A 22,254-nucleotide genomic window follows, 5' to 3' on the forward strand; every position below is an offset into this window, starting at 1 on the left:
ATGGCCACCACCATTCCCAGCAGCGGCACCATCACCTCCACCGGCCTCGGCTCGGGGCTGGACATCAACGGCATCATCGACAAGCTGATGCAGGTGGAGCAGAAGCCGATCGATGCCATCAACCAGAAAATCTCGGATGTCCAGACGAAGATCTCGGCCTTCGGGCAGGTGAAGTCGGCCCTATCCACCCTGCAGTCGGCGGCCAAGAGTCTGAGCGACCCCAACACCCTCTATGCGGTCACGACTTCGGTGGGCAGCGGCGCGGGCTTCACTGCCACCGCGGGCGCCGGTGCGGCCACGGGCACCTACGACATCGGCGTGCAGCAGCTCGCTCAGGCGCAGCGCGTGGCCACCAGCGCCACCTCCACGTTCACCCCGGGCGCGGGCACGCTCACCATCAGCGCTGGCGGCCAGAGCGTGCAAATCGACTTCTCCGCTGGCGGCACGCTCGAAGACCTGCGCAACGCCATCAACGACCAGGCAAATTCGCTGGTGAGCGCAACCCTCGTCGACAACGGCACGGCCAAGCAGCTCGTCATCACCAGCCGCCAGACCGGTACGAATCAGGCGTTCTCGCTCACGGGAACGGATGGGCTCTCAGGCTTGACCTTCGACCCGAACGCTACGAATCCGCCCACCGATCCGAGCAGCGACATTTACCAGGTACAGGCGGCGCAGGACGCAAAAATCACCTTCAACGGACTCACCGTCACCCGTTTCTCGAACACGATCGACGACCTGATCCCGGGCGTGACGCTTACCTTGCAGTCTGTCACCAGCTCGACCGCCCCGCTCAACGTGCAGCGCGACAACTCGGCGCTGGAAAAGGCGATGCAGTCCTTCGTCGACGCCTACAACGCGGTGAACAACACCATCTACACCCTCACCTACTACGACCCCAGCACCAAGACCGCCGGGCCGCTCTCCGGTGACTCGGCCCTGCGCACGATCCAGAATCAGCTGCGCAACACGCTCAATTCCCTCACCGGCAGCGGCACGCTGCGCAGCTACACCGACCTGGGTCTAACGTTCGACGACAAAGGCAAGCTCTCGTTCGACACCGCCACGTTCGACAAGGCGCTGCAGACCCAACCCAGCGCCGTGAAACAAATGCTGGTAGGCACCGACACCCAGCCGGGCCTGGCGACCCGGCTCGATTCTCTGCTGACCATCGACCTGCAGACCGGCGGCCTGCTCGATGCGAGCGTGCAGGGGCTTAATTCCAAAGTCACACTGCTCAACAGCCAGAAGGAGCGGCTGCAGAGCCAGCTCGACCGCATTCAGGCGACGTACCAGCAGCAGTTCAATAACATGGACACCATCGTCGGGCAGTACAACAGCCTGAGCACCTATCTGACGCAACAATTCAACGCCCTGTTCGCGAGCTCGAAGAGCGGATGAGGAGGAGCCGACATGTTCAATCGCCCCAGAGGCGCCAACGCCTATTCGCAAGTCAGTCTGGAGACCGCCGTGCAGACCGCCGATCCGCATCAACTGATCCTGATGCTCTACGATGGGGCCTTGCTGGCGCTGGCAGAGGCCACCGTGGCCATCGAGCAGAAAGACGTGCCCAAACGGGCCAAATCGATCAGTCACGCCATCGCCATCATCCACGACGGGCTGCACGCCTCGCTCGACATGGAGAGCGGCGGTGAGCTCGCCACCCGGCTCGCAGCGCTCTACGACTACATGGTCGAGCGCCTGACGCAGGCGAACGCCACCAACAACGCCGCGGCGGTGCAGGAGGTGAGTGGCCTGCTGCGCACCCTGCGCGAAGCCTGGGCGGAGATGCCGCGCCAGCAGGCCACGGCGGCAGTGGGGTGAGGCGATGAGCGCGATGATTGCGGAAGAGGCGCCGTGGGCGGGGCTTGCGCGCGGCTGCGAAGCGTTCGCCGCAGCCGCAGCGGCGAACGACTGGGCCCGCGCAGCGGCGCTGATGCGCGAGCTCGAGGCGCTCGCCGCGGCCGACCGCGCCTGGTGCGCGACACACGACCCGGCCCTGCCCAAGCGGCGCGCAGCGATCGCCGCGGCGCACGCGGCGCTGGAGTCGGCCGGGGTGCATCTGCTGCCGGCGCATGCGAGCGTGGCGAAACTCCTGCGCGCCTGGGGCGCCCTACCGCCCGCCTGAGCGCCTGGCGTCCGGGGTTCCGTGCCATTTCGCCGCGGGCCGCGGCGCCGTAATCCGTTCGAGACCATGCCATGATTCCGCCCGATCTCGTCGCCCGCCTGCGCATGATGGTCGAGGCGGATCTGCTGCGTCCCGAGCCCCAGGTGGGGGGCGTCGAGCGCATCCGCCCGATCCCCGAGCGTCTGCCGGAGGTGCTGCCCGGGCAGGTGCTGCGGGCCACCATCCAGCGGCCGCTACCCGATGGGACTTTCCAGGCGGTGGTGGCTGGCCGGGACATGACGCTCGCGCTCGACCAACCGGTGAAGAGCGGCGACACGCTGGAGCTGGTGGTCGAACGGCAGGTGGGTGGCACGATCTATGCCCGCCTGAACGAGGCATCCACGGCGACGACGGGCGCGGGAACGGCCTCCGTGCGCGCCCAGCTCTCGCCCACGGGCGAATTACTGCGCCAGGTACTGACCAAACCCGCGCCAGAACGCCTGCCGCTTTCCGCCAACGCCACCCAGCCCACACCGCTGCTGCCCGCTGCCCCTCAGTCCGAGGCCGAAGTGCAGCAGCTGGCGACGGCACTGCAAGGGTCGCTCCAGCGCTCGGGCCTTTTCTACGAATCGCATCTAGCGCAGTGGGCGCAGGGGCGCTATCCCTTGGAAGCGCTGCGCGCCGAGCCACAGAACGTGCTCACGGCTGCGGGGCAAACCCCCGGGGTGAACCCGGAGAGCACGCCACAGGCGGTCGCGGATGCCGCCGCAAAAACGGGGCTGCCTCCGGCCCCCGCCCCGGAGGGTGGAGCGGGAACTTCCGGCGAAACGACCGGGGCCGCGTCGGCGACTCTCTCGCCTGCCAAGGCGATGACGCCCTTGCCGACGGAATCGGTCGGGGAATCTTCTCCGGCCGCCGCGGTCGCGAACCTCTCCCCGGCCCTGCTCGCGGCGCTGGTGCACCAGGCGGGTGGCACACGCATGATGGCGGGAACCGAAAAGCTCCTCGCCGCGATCCTCGGCGGCGCCTTGCCGGCGGGTCCGCCGGAAGACGTTACTGTGCCCTCTTCCTCAGCGCTGCCTTCCGCCGCGCAAGTGGCCGGCGCGGCGACACGGTCAGCCGATGGAATTGCGGAGGGCGGCATCCCGGAGCGGTTGGTGCCGATCGTGCAGCACCAGCTCGACACGCTGGCGACGCAGCAGCTCCACGTGCAGTTTGCCCCTTGGCCGGGGTGGACGGTGTTCTGGGATCTGGAAGCGCCGCAAGAGCGCGAGGCGCGTTCCTCGCCGGATGAAGAAGAGGCGCCGCTGTGGCGCTCCCGCCTGCGGCTGAGCCTGCCGGCGCTGGGAGATGTAGAAGCAGAGCTGCAATGGCGCACGGGAACGCTGGAAATCCGGGTTTCTGCCTCTTCTTCCGAAACGTCTGCCCTCTTGCGTGAGGCGGCGCCGGCGCTGGCGGCCAGCCTGGAAGTGGATGGCATTCGCCTGACGAGGCTCGAGGTGAGCAGCGAGGAAAACGCCGATGGACGCAACCCCGGAGGATGATCTCCCCTCCCCCTCGAACCGGCGCGCCGCCGTGGCCTTGCGTTACGAGACGGGAGAACCCGCGCCGCGCGTGGTGGCCAAGGGCAAGGGCGTGCTCGCCGAGCAGATCCTGGCGCGGGCGCGCGAGGCAGGAGTGTATGTGCATGAATCGCCGGAGTTGCTGGGGTTGCTGATGCAGCTCGATCTCGACGAGCGCATCCCGCCGCAGTTGTACGTGGCCGTGGCGGAGCTGCTGGCGTGGGTCTATCGTCTGGAGCAAGGCAAACGCCAGCCTGCCGCCGAGGCATGAAACGTGCTATAAAGGGGCGTATCCGCGTCCTTCGCCTTCATCATGTCTTCTGCCCCTAACCGTTTCGAGCTCTACGATCCGGAACGTTATCCCGACTACGTGCTGCGTATGCCGCGCGAGATCGCCGTGATCTTGCGTTCCCTGGCCGCGCGGCGCATTCCGATCGCCGTGTTCGGCGGCGGACGCTATCTCTTCCCTTCCATGGTGCTGCAGGTGACCGAGGAGCACTTCTTCCTCGACCCGTGCGGCGACGAGCGGCTCAACGCCTTGGCGGTGGAGCGCGGCGTGGTTTGCCAAGGCAAATTGGAGGGAATCACGCTGCAGTTCGAGGCGCAACCCCTGCAACGGGTGGAACATCAAGGCGTGCTCGCCCTGGCAGCCCCTCTGCCTCGCACCATGCTGCGCTTGCAGCGGAGGGAATTTTTCCGCTTGAAACCACCTACACCTACCTGGTGGTGCGAGCTGCCGCGCTCAGCCATCGTGCCTCTTTCGCCGCAAGAAGCGGAACAGGCCAAACTGAAATTGCGCGTTCTCGATCTGAGCGTGGGCGGCGTTTCCCTGCTTTTTCCGCCGGACGTGCCCACTCCCGCGCACGGCACGCAAGTTCCCAGCGCCCGCCTCATCTTGCCTCCGATGGAATGGCTAGAAACGGCGATGGAAGTGCGCAACATCCTACCGCTCGATACTCCCGGCCCGGCAAAGGCGGTGCCAATGCGGGTGGGTTTGCGTTTCGTCGGCATGCCCATGGCCGTGGCGAACCGCCTCTATCGCTACCTCTTCGAGTTGCAGCGGGAGCTCTTGGCAGCGCGGCATGTGACGTGATTCAGACGCATACAAATGAGCGTGCAAATCATTGAGGAAGAATCAATGTACGCACGCCATTCCGGGTCACACCGGCATGTTCATGATGTCTTGATAGGCGCTTACCAGGCGGTTGCGCACTTGCACCATCTGGTTGAAGGCGAGTGAGGCTTTTTCCAGATCGATCATGACGTTTTGCAGGTCGACGTTGGGGTCGCCCGCGGCGAATTGGTCGGCTTGCTGCTGGGCTTGGCCCTGCGCTTCGCTCACCCCCTTGAGGGCGGAATCGAGCACGGAGGCGAAATCGACCTGCCCGGCTCCTTGCGGCGCCTCGGCAGCAGCGGGCTTGCCCTGGGCGAGCGCCTGGGCGCGCTGCATTTCGGCGAGCAGCTGGTTGATGCCGTTGGTGTCCATGTCATGCCTCCTGTCCTGCGGCGGCTCTTTTCATTCTAGCACTGTTCATCGCCCGGGATCGCGTAGCCTTCGGCGCGGTAGCGCTGCAGCTTGTAGCGCAGCGTGCGCTCGGAGATACCGAGCCGCTCCACCGCGCGCTTGCGCGATCCGCCCACTTCACGCAGCACGCGCAGAATGTGCTCACGCTCGCGCTCGCGCACCGTCTGGGCGCTGGCTTCTTCGTGCGCCACGGGAGCGGAGTGCGACGCCGCGCCAGGCGCATTCGCCGGTTCTTGCGCTGCTTTGGCGGGCGAGCCCGCCTGGGCAGGCAGACAGGCGGTGAGCGCGGTGGCGTCGATCACGCTGCCGGGAGCGAGGATGAGGGCGCGCTGCAAGGTGTTCTCCAGTTCGCGGACGTTGCCGGGCCAATCGTATTGCAGCAAGATCCGTGCCGCCTCGTCGGTGAGCGTGGCGCCGTTTTTGCCGAAACGTGCGCCGTGCACGGCGAGGAAGCGCTGCGCGAGCGGCAGGATGTCGCCGGGGCGTTCGCGCAGCGGCGGAATGCGCAAGGGGAAGACAGCCAGGCGATAGTAAAGGTCTTGGCGGAAGCGCCCGGCGGCGACTTCCGCGGGCAGGTCGCGGTTGGTGGTGGCGACGATGCGCACGTCGAGGGGAATCGGTTTGCGGCCGCCGAGGCGCTCGACTTCCTTTTCCTGGAGCACGCGCAGCAGTTTGGCCTGCAGTGCGAGCGGCATTTCGGAGATTTCGTCGAGCAGCAGCGTGCCGTGCTGCGCCTGCTCGAACTTGCCGGGCTGAGCGGTGCTCGCCCCGGTGAAGGCGCCTTTCTCGTGGCCGAAGAGGGTGGCTTCGAGCAGGTGTTCGGGGATGGCGGCGCAGTTGATGGCCACGAACGGCCCGTCGTGCCGCGGCGAGTGGCGGTGCAGGAAGCGGGCATAGACTTCCTTGCCCACGCCCGATTCGCCTTCGAGGAGCACGGTGGCGTCGGTCTGGGCCACGCGCTCGGCCAGTTGCAGCAGCTGGCGGCTGGCGGGGTCGGCGGCGACAAGTTCGTCGTCTCCGCCGGGCTGGGCGTACTTGCGCACGAGGGAAAGGAGCGCCGCCGGTTCGAAGGGCTTGAGGAGGAATTCGCAGGCGCCGCCGCGCATGGCGGCCACGGCGCTGGCGACGTCGCCATAGGCGGTCATGAGGGCCACCGGCAGCTGCGGCAGCCGCCAGCGCACGGCTTCCAGCACTTCGAGCCCGTTCATGGGCGACATTTTGAGGTCGGTGAGCACCATGGCCACCGCTTCGCGCTCGAGCACGGCGAGCGCTTCGGGGCCGGAGCCGACGGCGATGGGCCGGTAGCCGCCCACTTCCAGGGTGAGTGCGACGGCGTCGCGCAGGTTCGCGTCGTCCTCGACGATCAGGATCGGCAGCGGTTCGCTCATGCGTCCTCCAGAGGCGGTGGGGAAAGCGGCAGCGTGAGCACGAAGCGGCTGCCCTCGCCGGGGCGGGAAAAGGCTTCGATGTCGCCGCCGTGCGCCCGCGCCACGCCGCGGGCGATCGCCAGCCCCAGCCCCGTGCCTTCGCTGCGGGTGGTGAAAAACGGCTCGAAAATGCGCTCGAGCGTGTCGGCGGCGATGCCGGGGCCGTCGTCGCTCACGATGAGACGCGCCCGGTCGCCTTGGCGTTCTCCTTCGAGGCGCACCGTGCCGCCTTCGGGGATGGCCTGCAGGGCGTTCTCCAGCAGGTTGGTGAGGGCGCCGGCGAGCGCCTTGGCATCCCCCTGGACCCAGGCACCGGCGAGCGGCTCCAACGCGCCCTCGAGCCGGGCGCGTTTGGCGGCGGCAAGCGGTTCGAGGGCGTGCAGCGTCTCGCGGGCAAGCGGCTCCAGGGCCACCGGTCCGCGTGCGCCGCCTTCACCGCGGGCGAAGAGCAGCATGTCGCCGATGAGCCGTTCGAGGTGGCGCAACCGTTCCTGCGCCCGCTCGGCGAGCTGGGCGCGGCGCTCGGGCGGCAGCTCGGCGGCGGCGAGATTGCCGACGTAGAGCATGGCGGCAGCCAGCGGCGTGCGCAACTGGTGCGCGAGCGCCGCCACCATCTCGCCCATGGCGGCGAGCCGCAGGTTGCGCTCCATCGCCTGGCGCAGGCGGTGCGCCTCGGTGACGTCGTGCAGCAGCAGCAACCGCCCGCCGTGCGCGGCGAGATCGGCCCGGGAGAGGTTGAGCCGGCGAACCGACCCGTCGGGCAAGGGCAACTCTACTTCCTGCGGCGTATCGGTCGGCCGGAGCGTGGCGGCAAGCTCTGACCACGCGCGCCCTTCCGGCTCGAGGCCGGGCCACAGCGCCTTGGCCGCCCGGTTCGCCTGCACGACCCTATCGTTGGCATCGAGCACCAGCACCCCGGCCGGCAACGCTTGCAGCAGCACTTCCAACCGCTCGGAGAGCATCCGGGCGCGCGCCTGCAGCGCCTCGTAGGAGCGCGTGAGCGCGTCGGAGGCGCGGGCGAACTGCTCGAACGCAAGGGCGAGCTGCTCGGGCGTGAGCGAGGCGGCGGAATCGGCAGTCATGGTTTCTTACTATACGCGAAAGCGCCGGCGGCAGGAATTGCCGGCGGTTTTTGCCGTTATTTCCGCGACGGCTTGCCGCCCGACGCGCGATAATGCACCCTGAGACCGTTGCCCTCGAGGCAGGAGACGACATCATGGCCGAGGCCGACACGACGCTGACCGCACCCTCCCCTGCGGCAACCCGCCTGCCGCCGGTACTGGCGAACCTGCTCGAGCGCGTCAAGGCGCTCACCCTGCAGCAAAAACTCGCCGCCGGCGCGGCGCTCGCCCTGGCGATCGCCCTCATCGTGGGGCTGTTGCTGTGGTCCAAGCCCGCCGACTATGCCGTGCTCTTCTCCAATCTGGACGAACGCGACGGCGGAGCGATCGTCACCACCCTGCAGCAGATGAACGTGCCGTATCGTTTCTCCGACAACGGCAGCGCCATCCTCGTGCCCTCTTCCCAGGTGCACGACCTGCGCCTGCGGTTGGCGGCGCAGGGGCTGCCGCGCGGCGGCAACGTCGGTTTCGAGCTGATGGACAATCAAAAGCTGGGCATCACCCAGTTCGCCGAACAGATCAACTACCAGCGGGCGGTGGAAGGGGAACTCGCGCGCACGATCCAGAACATCGGCGCGGTGTCGGCCGCGCGCGTGCATCTGGCCATTCCCAAGAAAACGGGCTTCCTGCGCGACAAGGAAAAGCCTTCCGCTTCCGTGATGGTCACGCTGCGCCCGGGGCGGGTGCTGGACGAAGCGCAGATCGCCGGCATCGTCCATCTCGTGAGCTCCAGCGTGCCCGAGCTCACGCCCGATCGCGTCACCGTGGTCGACCAATCGGGCAATCTCCTCACCCGCTCGCCCGATCAAAACAAGGGGGACCTGGATGCCAAGCAGCTCGCTTTCATCCAGGAGCTGGAATCAGCCTACGTCCGGCGCGTCGAATCCATCCTCGAGCCCATCGTCGGGGCGGGCAACTTCAAGGCGCAAGTGGCCGTCGACGTCGACTTCAACCAGACGGAACTCACGAGCGAATCCTACCGTCCCAATCCGGCGCCGGATCAGGCGATCCGCAGCCAACGCATCGAGGAGCGCTACGGCGGCGACCAGGCACCGCAAGGTGTGCCGGGCGCGCTCACCAACCAGCCGCCGGTGCCCGCCACCGCGCCCATCACCACGCCGGAAGTCGGACAGGGGAGCACCGCTGCCGCCGCCGGTGGAGGCAAGCGCGAACGCACCGCCACGATCAACTATGAGCTCGACCGCACGATCCAACACACGAAGAAAGCCTTGGGCGACGTGCGCCGCCTCACGGTGGCCGTGGTCATCAACCAGAAAACCGAGACCACGCGCGAAGGGGTCAAGACCATCCCTTCGGACGAAGAGCTCGCCCAGCTGGAGAAACTGGTGCAGAATGCAGTGGGGCTCAACCCGACGCGCGGCGACAGCATCACCGTCTCCGGGGCGCTCTTCGCCGGCAAGATCGAAGAGCCGCCCGTGCCGTGGTGGAAACGCCTGTGGAGCGATCCGGTCATGGTCGAACTGGTCCGCGAAGGTTTGCGCTACCTGCTGCTGGCCGTGGCCCTGGTAATCGTCTATTTCGGCGTGATCCGGCCGCTCGTGCGCACGGCGATCACCAAACCGGAGACGCCGCCCCGGGGTGCGCCGGAGGCTGCCGCCCTCGAGACCGAAGAAGAGGAAGGCGCGATCGTACAGCTCGGAGGAGTCTCTCCTGCCGATCCGTTCGAACGCAAGATCGCCGAACTGCGCCGCATCGCCCAGAACGATCCGAAGCTGCTCGCCAACCTGATCAAAGAGTGGCTCGGAGCCACGGAGAAACGCTGAGATGAGCGAAGATCCCGTCGAACGCGCCGCTTTGCTGCTGCTCTCGCTCGGCCCGGCCGAAGCGGCCGAAGTCTTGAAGAACCTCGGTCCCAAGGAAGTGCAGCGGCTGGGCACCACCATGGCCTCACTGCCGCCCAAACCACGCGAGGAAGTGGAAGAGGTACTCGACGAGGCCATCCAATACGTGCAACGCGGCGCCCCGATCGAGCCCGATCCGGAAAAGATCCGCGAGATGCTCACCCAGGCGCTGGGGGACGACAAGGCGAGCCACATCATCGCCCGCATCATGCAAGGATCGGACACCGCCGCGATCGAGAGCCTGAAGTGGTTGGATGCTGCCACCGCAGCCGATCTCATCAAAAACGAGCACCCGCAGATCATCGCCACCATCCTCGTTCATCTCGAATTCGACCAGGCGGCGGAAATCCTCAAGCACTTCCCCGAACGACTGCGCAACGAGGTGATTCTGCGCATCGCCACCCTCGAAGGCGTCCAGCCACTGGCGCTCAAGGAACTCAACGAGGCACTGGGCAATCTCCTCGCCAATGCCGCCACGACCACCAAGAGCAAGGCCATGGGCGGCGTACGGCACGTGGCCGAGATCCTCAACTTCGCAGGCGCTCAGCTCGAGAACGAAGTCATCGAAGCGGTGCGCGAATACGATCCAGATCTGGCGCAGAAGATTCTCGACGAAATGTTCGTCTTCGAGAACCTCATCGACATGGACGATCGCAGCCTGCAGACAGTCTTGCGCGAAGTACAGAGCGACCAGCTCGTCATCGCCCTCAAGGGGGCCTCCCAGCAGCTGCGCGAGAAAATCTTCAAGAATATGTCCCAGCGCGCCGCCGAGATGCTACGCGAGGATCTGGAAGCCAAGGGGCCGGTGCGCCTATCCGAGGTCGAAACAGCGCAGAAGGAAATCCTCAAGATCGTGCGGCGTCTGGCCGAGGAAGGGCAGATCGTCCTGCCCGGCAAGGGCGGCGAAGAAGGATTCGTATGATCCAGGGAGCAGCGTGAGTGGCGATCGACCGTCATCAGGCCACCGGCCTCTACCGTCCTTGGCAGCCGCCTTCTTTCGACGAGGCGGAAAACCGCCGCGAGCCGCTGCCAGCCGGCGCAGAATCGGTGCGCCAGGGGGTGCAACTGCCCACGGTCGAGGAATTAGAATCTCTCTATGAACAGAGCCGCCGCGAAGGATTCACCGCCGGCCACGAGGAAGGGTACGCTGCCGGGCACGCCGAAGGTCTCGCCCAAGGGCAGGAAGAAGGCCGGCGCCAGGGCCATCAGGAAGGCTACGCCAAGGGTGAGGCCGAAGGGCGGGCCCGGGGAGAAGCCCAGGCCCGAGCGCAGCACGAGGCGCAATGGCAGCAGCGGCTGGCGCTGGCCGACTCCCTGATCGAAGGGCTGGAGCACCTGACGGAACGTACGCGCGAGGCTTTGGCGGAGGAGATCGCCGCGCTCGCCGTCGAAATCGCCCGCCAGGTGCTGCAGGACGAGCTGCGCACGTCGCCCGAACGCATCGTCTCCCTCGTACGCCGTTTGCTCGAAGAAGAGGGTGCACCGCATCTCACGATCCGCCTCCACCCCGAGGATCTACCTTTGGTCCGCGAAGCGCTCGAAGCAGAACTCGCCAAGGGGGGACATCGGCTCGTCGCCGATGCCACGATCGCGCGCGGCGGCTGTCTCGTCGAATCGGATTCCCACGTGATCGATGCCACCGTGCCCAACCGCTGGCGTCGCCTCGTCGCCCGCCTCTGGCCCCAAGGCGCGACCTGGGAAGAAGGCCCCGATGCTTCGGACGATACGCGAGAAGGTGCCCCATGAGCGATATCGACGATATCGTCCTCGACCCTTTGCAACGGCGCCTGCGCCTCTGGCGCGAGGAGCTGCGCCGCACGCCGGTGCTCACCCCGGCCGGGCGACTGGTGCGCATCAACGGCCTGGTGATGGAAGCCATGGGTCTCAAGCTGCCGCTGGGGGCGAGCTGCCGCATCGAGACCCCCACGGGCGGCAACGTGGAAGCGGAAGTGGTGGGTTTTCAGGGGGACAGGCTCTTTCTCATGCCCACGGAGGAGGTCTATGGCCTCGCCCCGGGAGCGCGAGTCCTGCCGCCCGAACCGCCGCCCATTCCGCTGCATGCCGACGAGATCCCCGAAGCCCCTTCGCCCGATCGCGCCAAACACCTCCCGGCCGGAGAAGCCCTGCTGGGGCGCGTGGTCGATGCCGCGGGGCGTCCGCTCGACGGCAAGGGGCCGCTTGCCGGCGCCACGCTGCGTCCGCTCTTCGCCCCGCCGATCAATCCGCTCGCCCGTACGCCCATCGACACGCCGCTCGACGTCGGCATCCGTGCGATCAATGCGCTGCTCACCGTCGGAAGGGGTCAGCGGTTGGGGCTTTTCGCCGGCTCGGGAGTGGGCAAGTCGGTGCTCATCGGCATGATGGCGCGCTTCACCGTGGCCGAGGTGATCGTCGTAGGGCTGATCGGCGAGCGCGGTCGGGAAGTGAAGGAATTCATCGAACAAAACCTCGGCCCCGAGGGGCTCGCGCGGGCCGTGGTGGTGGCGGCCCCTGCCGACGTGAGTCCCTTGCTGCGGCTACAAGGCGCGGCCTATGCCACGGCGATCGCCGAGCAGTTCCGCGACGAAGGGCGTCACGTACTCCTCATCATGGATTCCCTCACCCGCTATGCCATGGCGCAGCGCGAGATCGCGCTCGCCGTGGGCGAGCCGCCGGTGACCAAGGGTTATCCCCCCTCGGTGTTCGCCCGCTTGCCCGCACTCGTCGAGCGAACCGGCAACGGCGCCGACGATCAGGGATCGATCACCGCCTTCTACACCGTGCTCACGGAAGGCGACGATCAGCAGGATCCGATCGCCGACGCCGCCCGCGCCATTCTCGACGGGCACTTCGTGCTCTCGCGGGCGCTCGCCGACAGCGGCCACTACCCGGCCATCGACATCGAACAGTCGATCTCGCGCGTGATGCCCCAGGTGGTGAGCGAAGAGCACCTCGCGCTCGCGCGCCGTTTCAAGAAACTCTGGTCGCGCTACCAGCGCGCCCGGGATCTCATCGCCGTGGGCGCCTATCAACCCGGCGCCGACCCGGAGCTCGACGAAGCGGTGCGACGCCAGCCGGCAATGGCCGCTTTCCTGCAGCAGGGCATGAACGAATCCGTGCCCTTTGCCGAGGCGCTCGACGGGCTGCGCCGCGTGCTCTCCTGAGCCCCGAGATCATGGCCGAGAACCGCTTTCGCCTGTTGAAAGAGCTGGTCCAGCGCGAGGAAGACGAGGCCGCCGAACGCATGGGGGCGTGCACCCGCCGCCACCGTGAGGCCCAGGAGAAACTGGCCATGCTCGAACGCTTTCGCGACGAATACGAAGAAAGGCTGCGCCAGGCCCTGCGCGATGACGCCGCGCCCGAGCTGATCCTCAACCATCGCGGCTTTCTCGCCCGCCTCGACGATGCCCTGCTCCTGCAGCGCGAGGAAATCGTGCGCTTGGCACAGCGGCTGGAAGAAGCCCGCCGTGCCTGGCAAGCCGTGCGCACGCGGCGACGCGCCTTCGAAGTGCTGGAAGCGCGGGCCGACGCCGAAGCGCTCGCCCAAGCCCAGCGATTGGCGCAAAAGATGCTGGACGAACATGCGTCCCAGAAATACCTGCGCCGCAGCCGGGAAGAAACGGACGAGCGGTGAGCCGAAAAGTTGGCATCTTTATTGCTAATTTCTGGTGACCCTTTCCTTGCGAGGCTGCCATGAACCTGCAAACCGTCGCCTCCTCCCGCCCCGATCCGGTACTTGGGGTGAATGCTTCGGCCAACACGCCGGACCCATCCAGCGCGGCATCTTCCGACACCTTCGCCCGAATCCTCGATCGGCGCGTCAATGACACGCAAGGCGCCTCGTCATCGGTCACGCCGCCGGATGCCCAAACCAGCCACAACACGCAAGCGAATCCGGCCAATGCGGCACCCTCCGCGCCCCAGGGCAAAAATGGCGACACCCCGGACACCCCGCCTCCCTCCCCAGGCAATGTGAAAAAGGACGCTGTCGAACCGGCTTCGACGGACGAATCCGCTGCCAAAAAAGCGGACAAACCGCAAGAGAACACAACGGCGGCAGAAGTTGCCGTCTCCCCCGATGCCGCGGCAGCCCTTGCCGCAGCCGCCCTGCCGGCGGTCACTGGGGCGATGCCACAGGTATCGCCCGAGGGCACGTCCACGCCGCGTCCGACCAACCCTGCCGATTCGGCGCAAACGGCCGCCCTGGCGAAAGCTCCCCTGCCCTCGGCCAATGCCCTGCCAGTCGCTGCTGGCAGCGACGGATCGGCTGCTGCGGTGCAAACGCCAGTGCGCGATTTCCCGACCCAGGCTGCAGCCACGCCTGCAGCCGCCGAGAGCGCCGCCGTACCAGGATCCCCTCGAGCGATCCTGCAGGCCGCACTCGAGAAACTCAACGTATCGAACCCAAGCGGGCGGCAGAATGCCGGTCCACAGGATACGGAATCCCAAACTTTGCTCGCCGATACCGCAGTGACACCCCAGGAACCTGCCGGTGGAAAGCATGGCCACTCCGTTTCCGCCCTCGAGTCCGCGATTTCCCAGAAGGACACCGAACCAGATTCCGGCAAAAACGTTTCTCCCGACATCAAACCTCACGAGCAGGATGACGCCGATACCCGCCTCTCCCTAGCCCAAACCAACGTCGAACCGACATCCTCCTCGGCTGGAACTGTCACGCGCACCGACGGCTTCGTCGCCCATCCTTCCGCGTCGACGCACACTCCGGCCCCCTCCCCCACCGTACTCACCGTCCACACCCCACCGGCAGACGTGGAGCGCTGGGCAAGCGAAACCACGCAACGCCTCGTCTGGGTGGCCGGTCACGGTGAGACCAAAGCCGAATTGCAGCTCACGCCCCCTTCGCTCGGCAAGCTCGAAGTCACCTTGCAGCTCAACAACGATCAGCTCACCGCCCATTTCGTCGCGGCCAGCCAGGCGGCGCGCGATGCCCTCGAACACGCCCTGCCGCAGCTGCGCGAACAGCTCGCCCAATCCGGTCTGTCACTGGGTCAGACGAGCGTGAGTACGGGAGGAGGCGACTCGAATCCGCAATCGCAGGAAGACCCTGCCTCCGGCCGCACTGTACCTGGCCCGACCTCACGCACGAGTGCAAATTCCGCCCCCCTTCCCCTGCAGAGCACGCGCACCGGTTCCAGCCTGATCGATCACTACGCCTGAACGGGAATTACGCCGGGGAAGGGGCGCTTTTCCGCCTTCGGTGGGGGATAATGTTTCGCTATCCTGTCTCTTGACGATGGCAAGCGAGAAGATCCATGGCCAAACCGGAAGAAAAACCCGACACCGAAGCGTCCGAACCCACCCCTGCCGTGAGCAAGAAGGTCAAGCTGCTCATCCTCCTGCTCATCGTTCTCTTGGGGCTTTCCTTGGCCGCCGTGGGAGCACTCACCCTATTGCTCATCAAACAGCGCGCGAGCGCTTCGAGCGAAAGTGACACCGCAGCCCACGCCGGAGCCAACACACAGCCCGCTAGCCCGCCCCCAGTGGTGGTCAACCCCAATGCACCGCCCGTTTTCGTCACCCTCGACCCCTTCGTCGTCAACCTCGCGCCCGGTGAGGGTGAACGTTACCTGCAGACCATCATCGTCCTGCGGATCGCAGACCCCAAGTTCGAACCCATCCTCAAGCAATATCTTCCGGAAGTACAGCACCGCATCAACCTGCTCTTGTCGAGTAAGCTTCCCTCCGAGCTCGTCACCCCCCAAGGGAGAGAACAGCTCGCACGCGAGCTCACCGACGAGATCAACCGCGTGCTCGGCTACCCGCCCCAGCCGCGCGACCAGCAACCAGTCGGCCCGAGCGGACCGGTACAGGCCGTGCTCTTTCGTTCCTTCATCATCCAGTAGCCGCAACGGACACGCACCATGGCCGGCACGGGCGAATTCCTCACGCAGAAAGAAGTCGATGAACTTCTGCGGGACGTCACCGGCGAGAGCGAAGAGCCGGAGACCCCTGAGCAGGAAGAAGGCGGCATTCGCCCCTACAATCTCGCCACGCAGGAGCGCATCGTGCGTGGGCGCATGCCCACGCTCGAGCTCATCAACGAGCGCTTCGCCCGCAATCTGCGCATCGGCCTGTTCAACTACATCCGGCGCAACGTCGAGGTGGCCGTGGGCGCCCTGCACGTGCAGAAATACGCCGAGTTCCTGCGCAACCTCGTCATCCCTTCCAACCTCAATCTCGTGCAGATGAAACCCTTTCGCGGCACGGGGTTGATCGTGATGGAGCCGAATCTCATCTTTCTCGTGGTCGACATCCTCTTCGGCGGCGACGGGCGCTTTCGCACCCGCATCGAAGGACGCGACTTCAGCCCCACCGAGCAGCGCATCATCATGGGGTTGCTCAACGTCGTCTTCGAGGAATATCAGAAATCCTGGGCACCGGTCTACAAGATCGAACTCAACTACGTACGCTCGGAGATGAACCCTCAATTCGCCAACATCGCCACGCCCTCCGAGATCGTCGTCACCTCCCAATTCGCCCTGGATTTCGGTATCGGCCAGGCCAACCTCCTGCTGTGCTGGCCCTACTCCATGCTCGAGCCCGTGCGGGATCTCCTCTATTCGACCATGCAGAGCGACCAGATGACGCAGGATACGCGTTGGACGCGCAACCTCGGGCGGCGTCTGATGGAAGCGGAGGTCGAATTACGCGCCGAGCTGGGCTACGCCGACATGACCTTGGGCGATCTGGTCGAACTGCGCGTGGGCGACGTCATTCCACTCGACATCCCCGATCTCACCACCCTCTTCTGCGAGAGCATCCCGGTGCTGCGCGGCCATTACGGCACGCGTGCAGGCCATTATGCGCTCGAGGTCGACCATTTCGTTGCCGAAGAAGAACCGGAAGAGGAAGAAGCCTCCGCCCTGCCACCGACCCTGGCGGGAACGACCTCCTCACCCCCTTCCTGATCCCCGTGCGAGGATTTTTCCCATGGCAGAGAACGACACTCCTAAAGAAGAAGACAAGGTCAGCGCCGAAGACTGGGCCGCGGCCATGCAGCAGCAACAGGCCCCGGCCGGCGAAGGCGGCGCCGCCAACCCCGAAGACGAATGGGCGGCGGCGCTCGCCGAGCAGGCGCAGCACGACGCCGAGATGGCCCGCGTCGCCCAAGAGCTCAAACAGGCGAGCGACCCCTACCAGGCCAAACCGGCCAAGGATCTCTTTCCCGAATTCGGCGCCGGCGGCAGCGAGAGCGACAAGCTCAACGACTTCAAGATGATCCTCGACATCCCGGTGCGCGTCACCGTGGAGCTGGGACGCACGAAACTCGCGATCCGCGACGTGTTGCAACTGGCGCACGGCTCGGTGATCGAGCTCGAGGGGCTCGCCGGCGAACCGATGGACGTGCTCGTCAATGGCACGCTCATCGCCCAGGGCGAAGTGGTCGTGGTGAATGAAAAATTCGGCATCCGTCTTACCGACATCATCACGCCGGCCGAGCGGATGCGCAAACTGCGGCAGGAAGGCTGAAGCGGGGCAGGTCAGGACGCCCTGCCCCTTGGCGTGTCACGCGGTCGGCGCGAGCAGCAGCCGGTTCATGCGCTGCACGAAGGCCGCCGGATCCTCCAGTTTCCCTCCTTCGGCCAGCAGGGCCTCTTCATAGAGGAGCAACGCCCAGTCGGCAAACGCTTCGTCGGAGGCCGCCTGCAGCCTGGCGATCACCGGGTGCGTCGGGTTGAGCTCGAGGATGGGCTTGTGCGCCGGCACCTCCTGCCCGAGCTCGCGCAGCAGCCGCGCGAGCTGCATCCCCGGCTCGTGTTCTTCGACCACCAGGCAGGCGGGCGCCTCCGTGAGCCGCGAGGAGACCCGCACCGCCTTGACGCGCTCACCCAAAGCCGTTTGCAGCCGTTCGAGGAGCGGCTTGAGCCGCTCGTCGGCCTCCTCACGCGCCTTTTTCTCCTCTTCCGACAGCAGCGCCGACTCCATCTCGCCCTTGGCGACGGAGGCGAGCGGCTTGCCCCGATACTCGGGCAGATAAGCCACCCACCATTCGTCGATGCGATCGGCAAGGAGCAGCACCTCGATCCCTTTCTGACGGAAAGCCTCTAGATGCGGGCTGTGGCGCGCCGCGGAGAAAGACTCGGCCGTGAGGTAGTAGATACGCTCCTGCCCCGGTTTCATGCGAGATATATAATCATCGAACGAGACCGTCTCTTCGGGCAAGTCGTTGTACGTGGACGCGAAGCGCAAGAGACCGGCGATGCGCTCGCGATTGGCCGGATCCTCGATGATCCCCTCTTTGAGCACGCGGCCGAACTCACGCCAGAAGCGGGCGTATTTCTCCGGTTCGTTCTTGGCGAGCTGCTCGAGCAGCCCCAGCACGCGCTTGGTGACGCCGGCGCGGATCGCCTCGATCTCGCGCGAATCCTGCAACATTTCGCGCGAGACGTTGAGCGGCAGATCGGCCGCGTCGACCACCCCGCGCACGAAGCGCAGGTAGCGCGGCAACAACCGCTCGGCATCCTCCAGCACGAAGACGCGCCGCACGTAGAGCTTGAGCCCGTGACGCGGCGTGCGCTCGAAGAGGTCGAACGGCGCGCGCTGCGGCAGGTAGAGGAGCATCGTGTATTCGTGCCGGCCCTCCACTTTGGCGTGCGTCCAGGCAAGCGGCGCCTCGAAGTCGTGCGCCACGTGTTTGTAGAATTCGATGTATTCCTCTTCGGAGATCTCCTGCTTGGCGCGGGCCCAGAGGGCGGAGGCGCGATTGACCTGCTCCCACTCCTCCTCCTTGACGAGCTCGCCACGGCTCTCGTCCCAGCGCTCCTTGCGCATCAGGATGGGCCAGAGGATGTGATCGGAATACTTGCGGATGAGCTCGCGCAGCCGCACCCCGGAGAGGAATTCGTCTTCCCCCTCGCGCAGATGCAGCACCACCTCGGTGCCGCGCTCGGGGCGCTCGATCTCGGCCACCTCGAAAGTCCCCGCCGACTCGCCCGTCATGGCGCATTCCCACAGTACGCCGGCGCTCGGCGGTAAGCCGGCGCGGCGAGAACGCACGGTGACGCGATCGGCCACGATGAAAGCGGAGTAGAAACCGACACCGAACTGACCGATGAGCCGCGCGTCGGTCTGTCCGCCGGCACCGAGCTTTTGCAGGAATTCGCGCGTACCCGACTTGGCGATGGTGCCCAGATGGGCTACCGCCTCCTCACGGCTCATGCCGATGCCGTTGTCGCGGATCGTCACGGTGCGCGCAGTGCGGTCGTAATCGACCCAGATTTTGAGCTCGCCGTCGCCCTCGAAGAGCTCCGGCTGTTGCGCCGCCTCGAAGCGCAGTTTGTCACAGGCATCCGACGCGTTCGAGACGAGCTCACGCAGAAAGATTTCTTTGTTCGAATAGAGCGAATGCACCACCAGGTGCAGCAGCTGCTGCACCTCGGCCTGAAACTCCATTTTCCGGCGGGTTGCGTCGTTCGTTTCAGCCATCGTCTCGCTCCTGTCGATCGTCGTTCGGGATTCCCCGTTTCTGGGCATGGCAGGGAAAATTTTCAAGAGGATGTTTCGTAGCGGATATCGACGATCTCCACCTCGCGCACGCCGCCCGGCGTCGGGATACGCACCACTTCGCCCAATTCGGCCTTGAGCAAGCCGCGCGCGAGCGGCGCGATCCAGCTCACCTTGCCCTCCCCTGCATCGGCCTCGTCGACCCCGACGATCTGCCAGGTCTCTTCGGTCTCGGTATCCAGATCGCGGATCGTCACCGTCGCCCCGAAGAAGACGCGGTCGGTCTGCGTCTGTTCGCGCGGATCGACCACCACGGCCGATTCCAGCCGTTTGGTGAGGTAGCGCAGGCGCCGGTCGATCTCTCTCAGGCGGCGCTTGCCGTAGATGTAGTCGCCGTTCTCGGAACGGTCGCCGTTGCTCGCCGCCCACGCCACCGTCTCGACGAGTTGCGGGCGCTCGACCTTGAGGAGCCGCTCGAACTCCTCGCGCAAAGCGCGATAGCCGGTCGGCGTCATGTAGTTCTTGAACCCGGGAAAGCTCTGGACCTCGACGAGCTCTTCGTCCTCGTCGACCTCGCTCTCGCGCACGAATGCCTTGCTCATGCGTGCTCCTCCTGAAGCGTCAAGAAAAACGGTAAAGTATAGTCTTCGATTCTGCCGGAGGGTTCCACCATGACGTTCGCCACCGATCCGCTCGTCGTCCTCATCCACGGCGCCGGGCACGACCGGCGCATCTGGTGGGCCGTCACCCTAGGGCTGAGCCGGCTGGGGTGGCAGGTGAGCGCCCCCGATCTTCCGGGACACGGTGCCGACGAACGTGCGCCGTGCCCCACCATCGAGGAATACGCTGCGGCGCTCGCCGCCGGTCTCGATCCCGAGCGTCCGATCGTCGCCGTCGGCCACAGCATGGGCTCGCTCGTGGCGCTCGAACTCGCCCTGCGACTGGGTGAGCGCTGCCGCGGACTCGCGCTCATCGGCACGGCGCTGCCGATGGCGGTGAGTGCGGAATTGCTCGAGCGTGCCGCTGAGCCGCGCGCCGCCTGCCAGCTGATGGAACCCTGGGCGTTCGGGGCACGAGCCCGGAACACAGGGTTACCACGTGCCGTGCAGGAACTCGTACTGGAACAACGCCCCGGCGTGCTCGCCAACGACCTGCGCGCCTGCGCTGCCTACGCCGCCGAACCGGCGCTGGAGCGCGCCAAGGCAATGACCGCACCGGCGCTCTTCCTTACCGGCGCCCAAGACCGCATGACGCCCGTCAAGGCAGCGGCCCTCCTATGGGAAACCCTGGCACGGCGCGAAGCCGCCTGCACCTGGCACACGCTCCCCGGCGTGGGGCACACCCCGATGCTGGAAGCGCCGCTCACCTTGCGCTGGCTGCTACATCGTTTCCTGCGCAACTGCCGCTGAGTGAGCGCTCCATTTCAGAGTTCGAGCTCGAGCACGATCGGCTGATGGTCTGAGGCGGCCGTCTCCTGCTCCACGAAGAAATCCCGCACCGCCGGGCGCAGCGCCTCGCTCACCCAGGCGTAGTCGCAGCAGTAAGGATGATCGGGCCACTCCGCCCCGTGCAATCCCACCGTGTGCGCGTGCGGCGCCGCCCCGTGCACCAGACGCCAGGCGTCGAACCACAGGCCGCTTTCCTCGAGCAGACGGTACTCCTCGTCTTCGGGGGCGAAGTTCCCGTCCCCCAGCCATACCGCCGCGGCCGGGCGCGGCCAGGCGCGGAAGGTCGCCTCTTCCTCGTCCCCGCCGCCCTCCGGCCAGGCGAGGATTTCCCGCTGATGTTCGACGAGGGCGGCAACCTGTGCCAGGCGCTGGCGCCGCGAGTAGTATTCCAGATGGGTCGTCGCCACGCGCAGCCGGTGCTCCCCCACCCGCAATGTTGCCTCGAGCAGCACCCGCGGCATGCACTTGTCGGTCTCCGGCGGCAGGTAGGGCAGGCTCACGCGCAGCACCTGCTCCACCGGCAGGCGGCTTCCCAGCCAGTTGCCGAAGAGTGCCCTGCCGCCGTGCGCGCGCGGCACGTCGAGCGCCGGGGCATAGAATCCGCGATACTCCGGCAAGGCACCGCGCAGGATGGCCGGTCCGTCCTCGCCGCGCGAACCGGGCAGTTCGTCGAAGCGGCTCGCCACTTCCTGCAGGCAGAACACGTCGGCGTCGAACGCGCGCAGCATCGTCAGAATCCGCGCCCAATCGACGCGCCCGTCCGCTCCACGCCCCCACTGGATGTTCCAGCTGACGATGCGCATTCTTCCCCCTAGCCAAGTACCGCGGGATTGATCTGTACCGCGGCGATGTAGGTCATCAGGGCGACGGTATCCTCGGGCGTGAGGTCGACGAATTCGATGCCATAGCCCCTCGCCCCCTCGAGGGTGCGATCCTCGATGTCACGTTCCGAACGCACGATGGCCGGCACCGCCAGGATGATCTCCGTGCCAGCGATCTCCAGTTTGAACTTGATCTGGATGCGCTGTCCGACCTTCAGCGGATGGCGCGTGGCCAGCAATCCCCCGCCCACCGACAGGTCGAGGATGACCCCACCGAACGCCCGATTGTCGTCGGAGACCACCGCCGCCACCAGGCGCACCGGCACCCGCTCGCTGCGCCGCAGCCGCACTGCCACCACATCCATCGGATAAGTAAGATGGAGATGAGGGTAAGGGCGAGAGGCATTGACCAACACGGAAGAAGGGAAGACGAAGGCGTAAGAACCGACGCTGCCGCGCACTTGCAAGGCGGTGCCATCGGGCACGAACAGCGGCAGTCCCCCACGCTCCAAGGCATCGATGATCACCGACCTACCGCGCAAGGCCCCGATGTAGCGCACGAAATAGCGATCTTCTTCCTTGCCCAGCTGGATCTGCAGGACGGCTCCTGGCAGCAGGCGCAGTTCCTCGAAATCGAGGTGGATCGCATTTTTACCCGGCTCTTCCTCCTTTTCGACCACTTTCAAGGCCGTACCGATCGCCTGACGAAAACGCTCGTCGGTGGTCAGGTTGCGCTCCGCCCCCTGGCGCAGGAGTTTCTCCTTCTCCTCGGCCGAAGCGATCACGTGGCCCTTTGCCAGCAAGAGTCGGCCGTGCCGGTCGAAGACATCGAAGGGGATCGGCTTACCGACCAGAAATTCGCTGGGGCGGACGGGGACACGGAGCACCTTGGATTCTCCTCTCGGCCGGAACGGCGCGGAAGGATCATTCTATCGCG

Annotated in this window: 23 protein-coding genes; 16 read left to right on the forward strand and 7 right to left on the reverse strand. The window is 66.2% G+C overall.

What is annotated here, in order from left to right; genetic code table 11:
• The 6 genes from fliD to H607_RS0108140 all read left to right on the forward strand — a co-directional run bounded on the left by fliD (position 1) and on the right by H607_RS0108140 (position 4,762).
• Positions 1–1,401 carry a flagellar filament capping protein FliD gene (fliD, locus tag H607_RS0108115; RefSeq protein WP_028875026.1) on the forward strand — a complete coding sequence of 467 codons (1,401 nt, stop codon included), beginning with the start codon at positions 1–3 and terminating at the stop codon, positions 1,399–1,401.
• A gap of 12 nt (positions 1,402–1,413) precedes the next feature.
• Positions 1,414–1,824, forward strand: coding sequence for a flagellar export chaperone FliS (gene fliS, locus H607_RS0108120; RefSeq protein WP_028875027.1), 411 nt, complete (start codon positions 1,414–1,416; stop codon positions 1,822–1,824).
• A 4-nt stretch (positions 1,825–1,828) separates the two neighbouring features.
• The gene (locus tag H607_RS0108125; protein WP_157381283.1) at positions 1,829–2,128 is read left to right on the forward strand and encodes a hypothetical protein; all 300 of its coding nucleotides are present in this window, start codon (positions 1,829–1,831) and stop codon (positions 2,126–2,128) included.
• A 71-nt stretch (positions 2,129–2,199) separates the two neighbouring features.
• Positions 2,200–3,651, forward strand: a complete 1,452-nt coding sequence (gene fliK / locus H607_RS12925; protein WP_051240767.1) for a flagellar hook-length control protein FliK — start codon at positions 2,200–2,202, stop codon at positions 3,649–3,651.
• Complete coding sequence (locus H607_RS0108135; protein WP_028875029.1) at positions 3,629–3,940, forward strand: EscU/YscU/HrcU family type III secretion system export apparatus switch protein; 312 nt, start codon at positions 3,629–3,631, stop codon at positions 3,938–3,940. The genes fliK and H607_RS0108135 overlap by 23 nt, the downstream gene beginning before the upstream one ends.
• 42 nt (positions 3,941–3,982) lie before the next feature.
• Positions 3,983–4,762, forward strand: coding sequence for a flagellar brake protein (locus H607_RS0108140; protein WP_028875030.1), 780 nt, complete (start codon positions 3,983–3,985; stop codon positions 4,760–4,762).
• A gap of 66 nt (positions 4,763–4,828) precedes the next feature.
• On the opposite strand, the gene fliE is transcribed toward H607_RS0108140, so the two are convergent.
• The 3 genes from fliE to H607_RS0108155 are packed head-to-tail and all read right to left on the reverse strand — an operon-like array spanning position 4,829 to position 7,703.
• Positions 4,829–5,155 (reverse strand): flagellar hook-basal body complex protein FliE, encoded by a 327-nt coding sequence (gene fliE, locus H607_RS0108145; RefSeq protein ID WP_028875031.1) that lies wholly within the window; start codon positions 5,153–5,155, stop codon positions 4,829–4,831.
• A 35-nt stretch (positions 5,156–5,190) separates the two neighbouring features.
• Positions 5,191–6,582: a sigma-54-dependent transcriptional regulator gene (locus tag H607_RS0108150; RefSeq protein ID WP_028875032.1), complete on the reverse strand. Its 1,392-nt coding sequence runs from the start codon at positions 6,580–6,582 to the stop codon at positions 5,191–5,193.
• A complete protein-coding gene (locus H607_RS0108155) occupies positions 6,579–7,703 on the reverse strand; it encodes a sensor histidine kinase (protein ID WP_028875033.1) in 1,125 nt (374 codons plus the stop codon). Before H607_RS0108155 ends, H607_RS0108150 begins: the two co-directional genes overlap by 4 nt.
• 134 nt (positions 7,704–7,837) lie before the next feature.
• On the opposite strand from H607_RS0108155, the gene fliF reads away from it, so the two are divergent.
• The 9 genes from fliF (at position 7,838) to fliN (ending at position 17,074) form a co-directional block, all read left to right on the forward strand.
• Positions 7,838–9,526, forward strand: a complete 1,689-nt coding sequence (gene fliF / locus H607_RS0108160; RefSeq protein ID WP_028875034.1) for a flagellar basal-body MS-ring/collar protein FliF — start codon at positions 7,838–7,840, stop codon at positions 9,524–9,526.
• A gap of 1 nt (position 9,527) precedes the next feature.
• Entirely contained in the window at positions 9,528–10,526 is a 999-nt protein-coding gene (gene fliG, locus H607_RS0108165) for a flagellar motor switch protein FliG (protein ID WP_028875035.1), read from the forward strand.
• A gap of 17 nt (positions 10,527–10,543) precedes the next feature.
• Positions 10,544–11,350, forward strand: a complete 807-nt coding sequence (locus H607_RS12265) for a flagellar assembly protein FliH (protein WP_051240768.1) — start codon at positions 10,544–10,546, stop codon at positions 11,348–11,350.
• Entirely contained in the window at positions 11,347–12,747 is a 1,401-nt protein-coding gene (fliI, locus tag H607_RS12270) for a flagellar protein export ATPase FliI (protein WP_083961995.1), read from the forward strand. The genes H607_RS12265 and fliI overlap by 4 nt, the downstream gene beginning before the upstream one ends.
• 11 nt (positions 12,748–12,758) lie before the next feature.
• Positions 12,759–13,217, forward strand: a complete 459-nt coding sequence (fliJ, locus tag H607_RS12275) for a flagellar export protein FliJ (RefSeq protein ID WP_051240769.1) — start codon at positions 12,759–12,761, stop codon at positions 13,215–13,217.
• Positions 13,218–13,276: 59 nt separating this feature from the next.
• The gene (locus H607_RS0108185) at positions 13,277–14,761 is read left to right on the forward strand and encodes a flagellar hook-length control protein FliK (RefSeq protein ID WP_028875036.1); all 1,485 of its coding nucleotides are present in this window, start codon (positions 13,277–13,279) and stop codon (positions 14,759–14,761) included.
• 95 nt (positions 14,762–14,856) lie between these two features.
• Complete coding sequence (locus tag H607_RS0108190) at positions 14,857–15,447, forward strand: flagellar basal body-associated FliL family protein (RefSeq protein WP_028875037.1); 591 nt, start codon at positions 14,857–14,859, stop codon at positions 15,445–15,447.
• 18 nt (positions 15,448–15,465) lie between these two features.
• Positions 15,466–16,512 carry a flagellar motor switch protein FliM gene (fliM, locus tag H607_RS12280; protein WP_051240770.1) on the forward strand — a complete coding sequence of 349 codons (1,047 nt, stop codon included), beginning with the start codon at positions 15,466–15,468 and terminating at the stop codon, positions 16,510–16,512.
• Between the two features lie 85 nt (positions 16,513–16,597).
• Positions 16,598–17,074 carry a flagellar motor switch protein FliN gene (gene fliN, locus H607_RS13750; protein ID WP_051240775.1) on the forward strand — a complete coding sequence of 159 codons (477 nt, stop codon included), beginning with the start codon at positions 16,598–16,600 and terminating at the stop codon, positions 17,072–17,074.
• 36 nt (positions 17,075–17,110) lie between these two features.
• On the opposite strand, the gene htpG is transcribed toward fliN, so the two are convergent.
• Both htpG and greB read right to left on the reverse strand, forming a co-directional pair.
• Positions 17,111–19,030, reverse strand: a complete 1,920-nt coding sequence (gene htpG, locus H607_RS0108205; protein WP_028875039.1) for a molecular chaperone HtpG — start codon at positions 19,028–19,030, stop codon at positions 17,111–17,113.
• A 62-nt stretch (positions 19,031–19,092) separates the two neighbouring features.
• Positions 19,093–19,650, reverse strand: a complete 558-nt coding sequence (gene greB / locus H607_RS0108210) for a transcription elongation factor GreB (protein WP_028875040.1) — start codon at positions 19,648–19,650, stop codon at positions 19,093–19,095.
• A 69-nt stretch (positions 19,651–19,719) separates the two neighbouring features.
• Here greB and H607_RS12285 point away from each other — a divergent pair, with 69 nt between their 5' ends.
• A complete protein-coding gene (locus H607_RS12285) occupies positions 19,720–20,457 on the forward strand; it encodes an alpha/beta fold hydrolase (protein ID WP_051240771.1) in 738 nt (245 codons plus the stop codon).
• Between the two features lie 14 nt (positions 20,458–20,471).
• Here the strand turns inward: H607_RS12285 and H607_RS0108220 are convergent, their stop codons facing one another.
• Both H607_RS0108220 and H607_RS0108225 read right to left on the reverse strand, forming a co-directional pair.
• The gene (locus tag H607_RS0108220) at positions 20,472–21,299 is read right to left on the reverse strand and encodes an endonuclease/exonuclease/phosphatase family protein (protein ID WP_028875041.1); all 828 of its coding nucleotides are present in this window, start codon (positions 21,297–21,299) and stop codon (positions 20,472–20,474) included.
• Between the two features lie 8 nt (positions 21,300–21,307).
• Positions 21,308–22,204 carry a flagellar brake protein gene (locus tag H607_RS0108225; protein ID WP_028875042.1) on the reverse strand — a complete coding sequence of 299 codons (897 nt, stop codon included), beginning with the start codon at positions 22,202–22,204 and terminating at the stop codon, positions 21,308–21,310.
• Positions 22,205–22,254 lie beyond the last annotated feature (50 nt).

Source organism: Tepidiphilus margaritifer DSM 15129, assembly GCF_000425565.1.
GTDB lineage: Bacteria > Pseudomonadota > Gammaproteobacteria > Burkholderiales > Rhodocyclaceae > Tepidiphilus > Tepidiphilus margaritifer.

Bases quoted from the DNA above. Each gene is read 5' to 3' on its own strand.
- fliD (WP_028875026.1), top strand. From the start codon at position 1: ATGGCCACCACCATTCCCAGCAGCGGCACCATCACCTCCACCGGCCTC.
- fliS (WP_028875027.1), top strand. From the start codon at position 1,414: ATGTTCAATCGCCCCAGAGGCGCCAACGCCTATTCGCAAGTCAGTCTG.
- H607_RS0108125 (WP_157381283.1), top strand. From the start codon at position 1,829: ATGAGCGCGATGATTGCGGAAGAGGCGCCGTGGGCGGGGCTTGCGCGC.
- fliK (WP_051240767.1), top strand. From the start codon at position 2,200: ATGATTCCGCCCGATCTCGTCGCCCGCCTGCGCATGATGGTCGAGGCG.
- H607_RS0108135 (WP_028875029.1), top strand. From the start codon at position 3,629: ATGGACGCAACCCCGGAGGATGATCTCCCCTCCCCCTCGAACCGGCGC.
- H607_RS0108140 (WP_028875030.1), top strand. From the start codon at position 3,983: ATGTCTTCTGCCCCTAACCGTTTCGAGCTCTACGATCCGGAACGTTAT.
- fliE (WP_028875031.1), bottom strand. From the start codon at position 5,155: ATGGACACCAACGGCATCAACCAGCTGCTCGCCGAAATGCAGCGCGCC.
- H607_RS0108150 (WP_028875032.1), bottom strand. From the start codon at position 6,582: ATGAGCGAACCGCTGCCGATCCTGATCGTCGAGGACGACGCGAACCTG.
- H607_RS0108155 (WP_028875033.1), bottom strand. From the start codon at position 7,703: ATGACTGCCGATTCCGCCGCCTCGCTCACGCCCGAGCAGCTCGCCCTT.
- fliF (WP_028875034.1), top strand. From the start codon at position 7,838: ATGGCCGAGGCCGACACGACGCTGACCGCACCCTCCCCTGCGGCAACC.
- fliG (WP_028875035.1), top strand. From the start codon at position 9,528: ATGAGCGAAGATCCCGTCGAACGCGCCGCTTTGCTGCTGCTCTCGCTC.
- fliI (WP_083961995.1), top strand. From the start codon at position 11,347: ATGAGCGATATCGACGATATCGTCCTCGACCCTTTGCAACGGCGCCTG.
- fliJ (WP_051240769.1), top strand. From the start codon at position 12,759: ATGGCCGAGAACCGCTTTCGCCTGTTGAAAGAGCTGGTCCAGCGCGAG.
- H607_RS0108185 (WP_028875036.1), top strand. From the start codon at position 13,277: ATGAACCTGCAAACCGTCGCCTCCTCCCGCCCCGATCCGGTACTTGGG.
- H607_RS0108190 (WP_028875037.1), top strand. From the start codon at position 14,857: ATGGCCAAACCGGAAGAAAAACCCGACACCGAAGCGTCCGAACCCACC.
- fliM (WP_051240770.1), top strand. From the start codon at position 15,466: ATGGCCGGCACGGGCGAATTCCTCACGCAGAAAGAAGTCGATGAACTT.
- fliN (WP_051240775.1), top strand. From the start codon at position 16,598: ATGCAGCAGCAACAGGCCCCGGCCGGCGAAGGCGGCGCCGCCAACCCC.
- htpG (WP_028875039.1), bottom strand. From the start codon at position 19,030: ATGGCTGAAACGAACGACGCAACCCGCCGGAAAATGGAGTTTCAGGCC.
- greB (WP_028875040.1), bottom strand. From the start codon at position 19,650: ATGAGCAAGGCATTCGTGCGCGAGAGCGAGGTCGACGAGGACGAAGAG.
- H607_RS12285 (WP_051240771.1), top strand. From the start codon at position 19,720: ATGACGTTCGCCACCGATCCGCTCGTCGTCCTCATCCACGGCGCCGGG.
- H607_RS0108220 (WP_028875041.1), bottom strand. From the start codon at position 21,299: ATGCGCATCGTCAGCTGGAACATCCAGTGGGGGCGTGGAGCGGACGGG.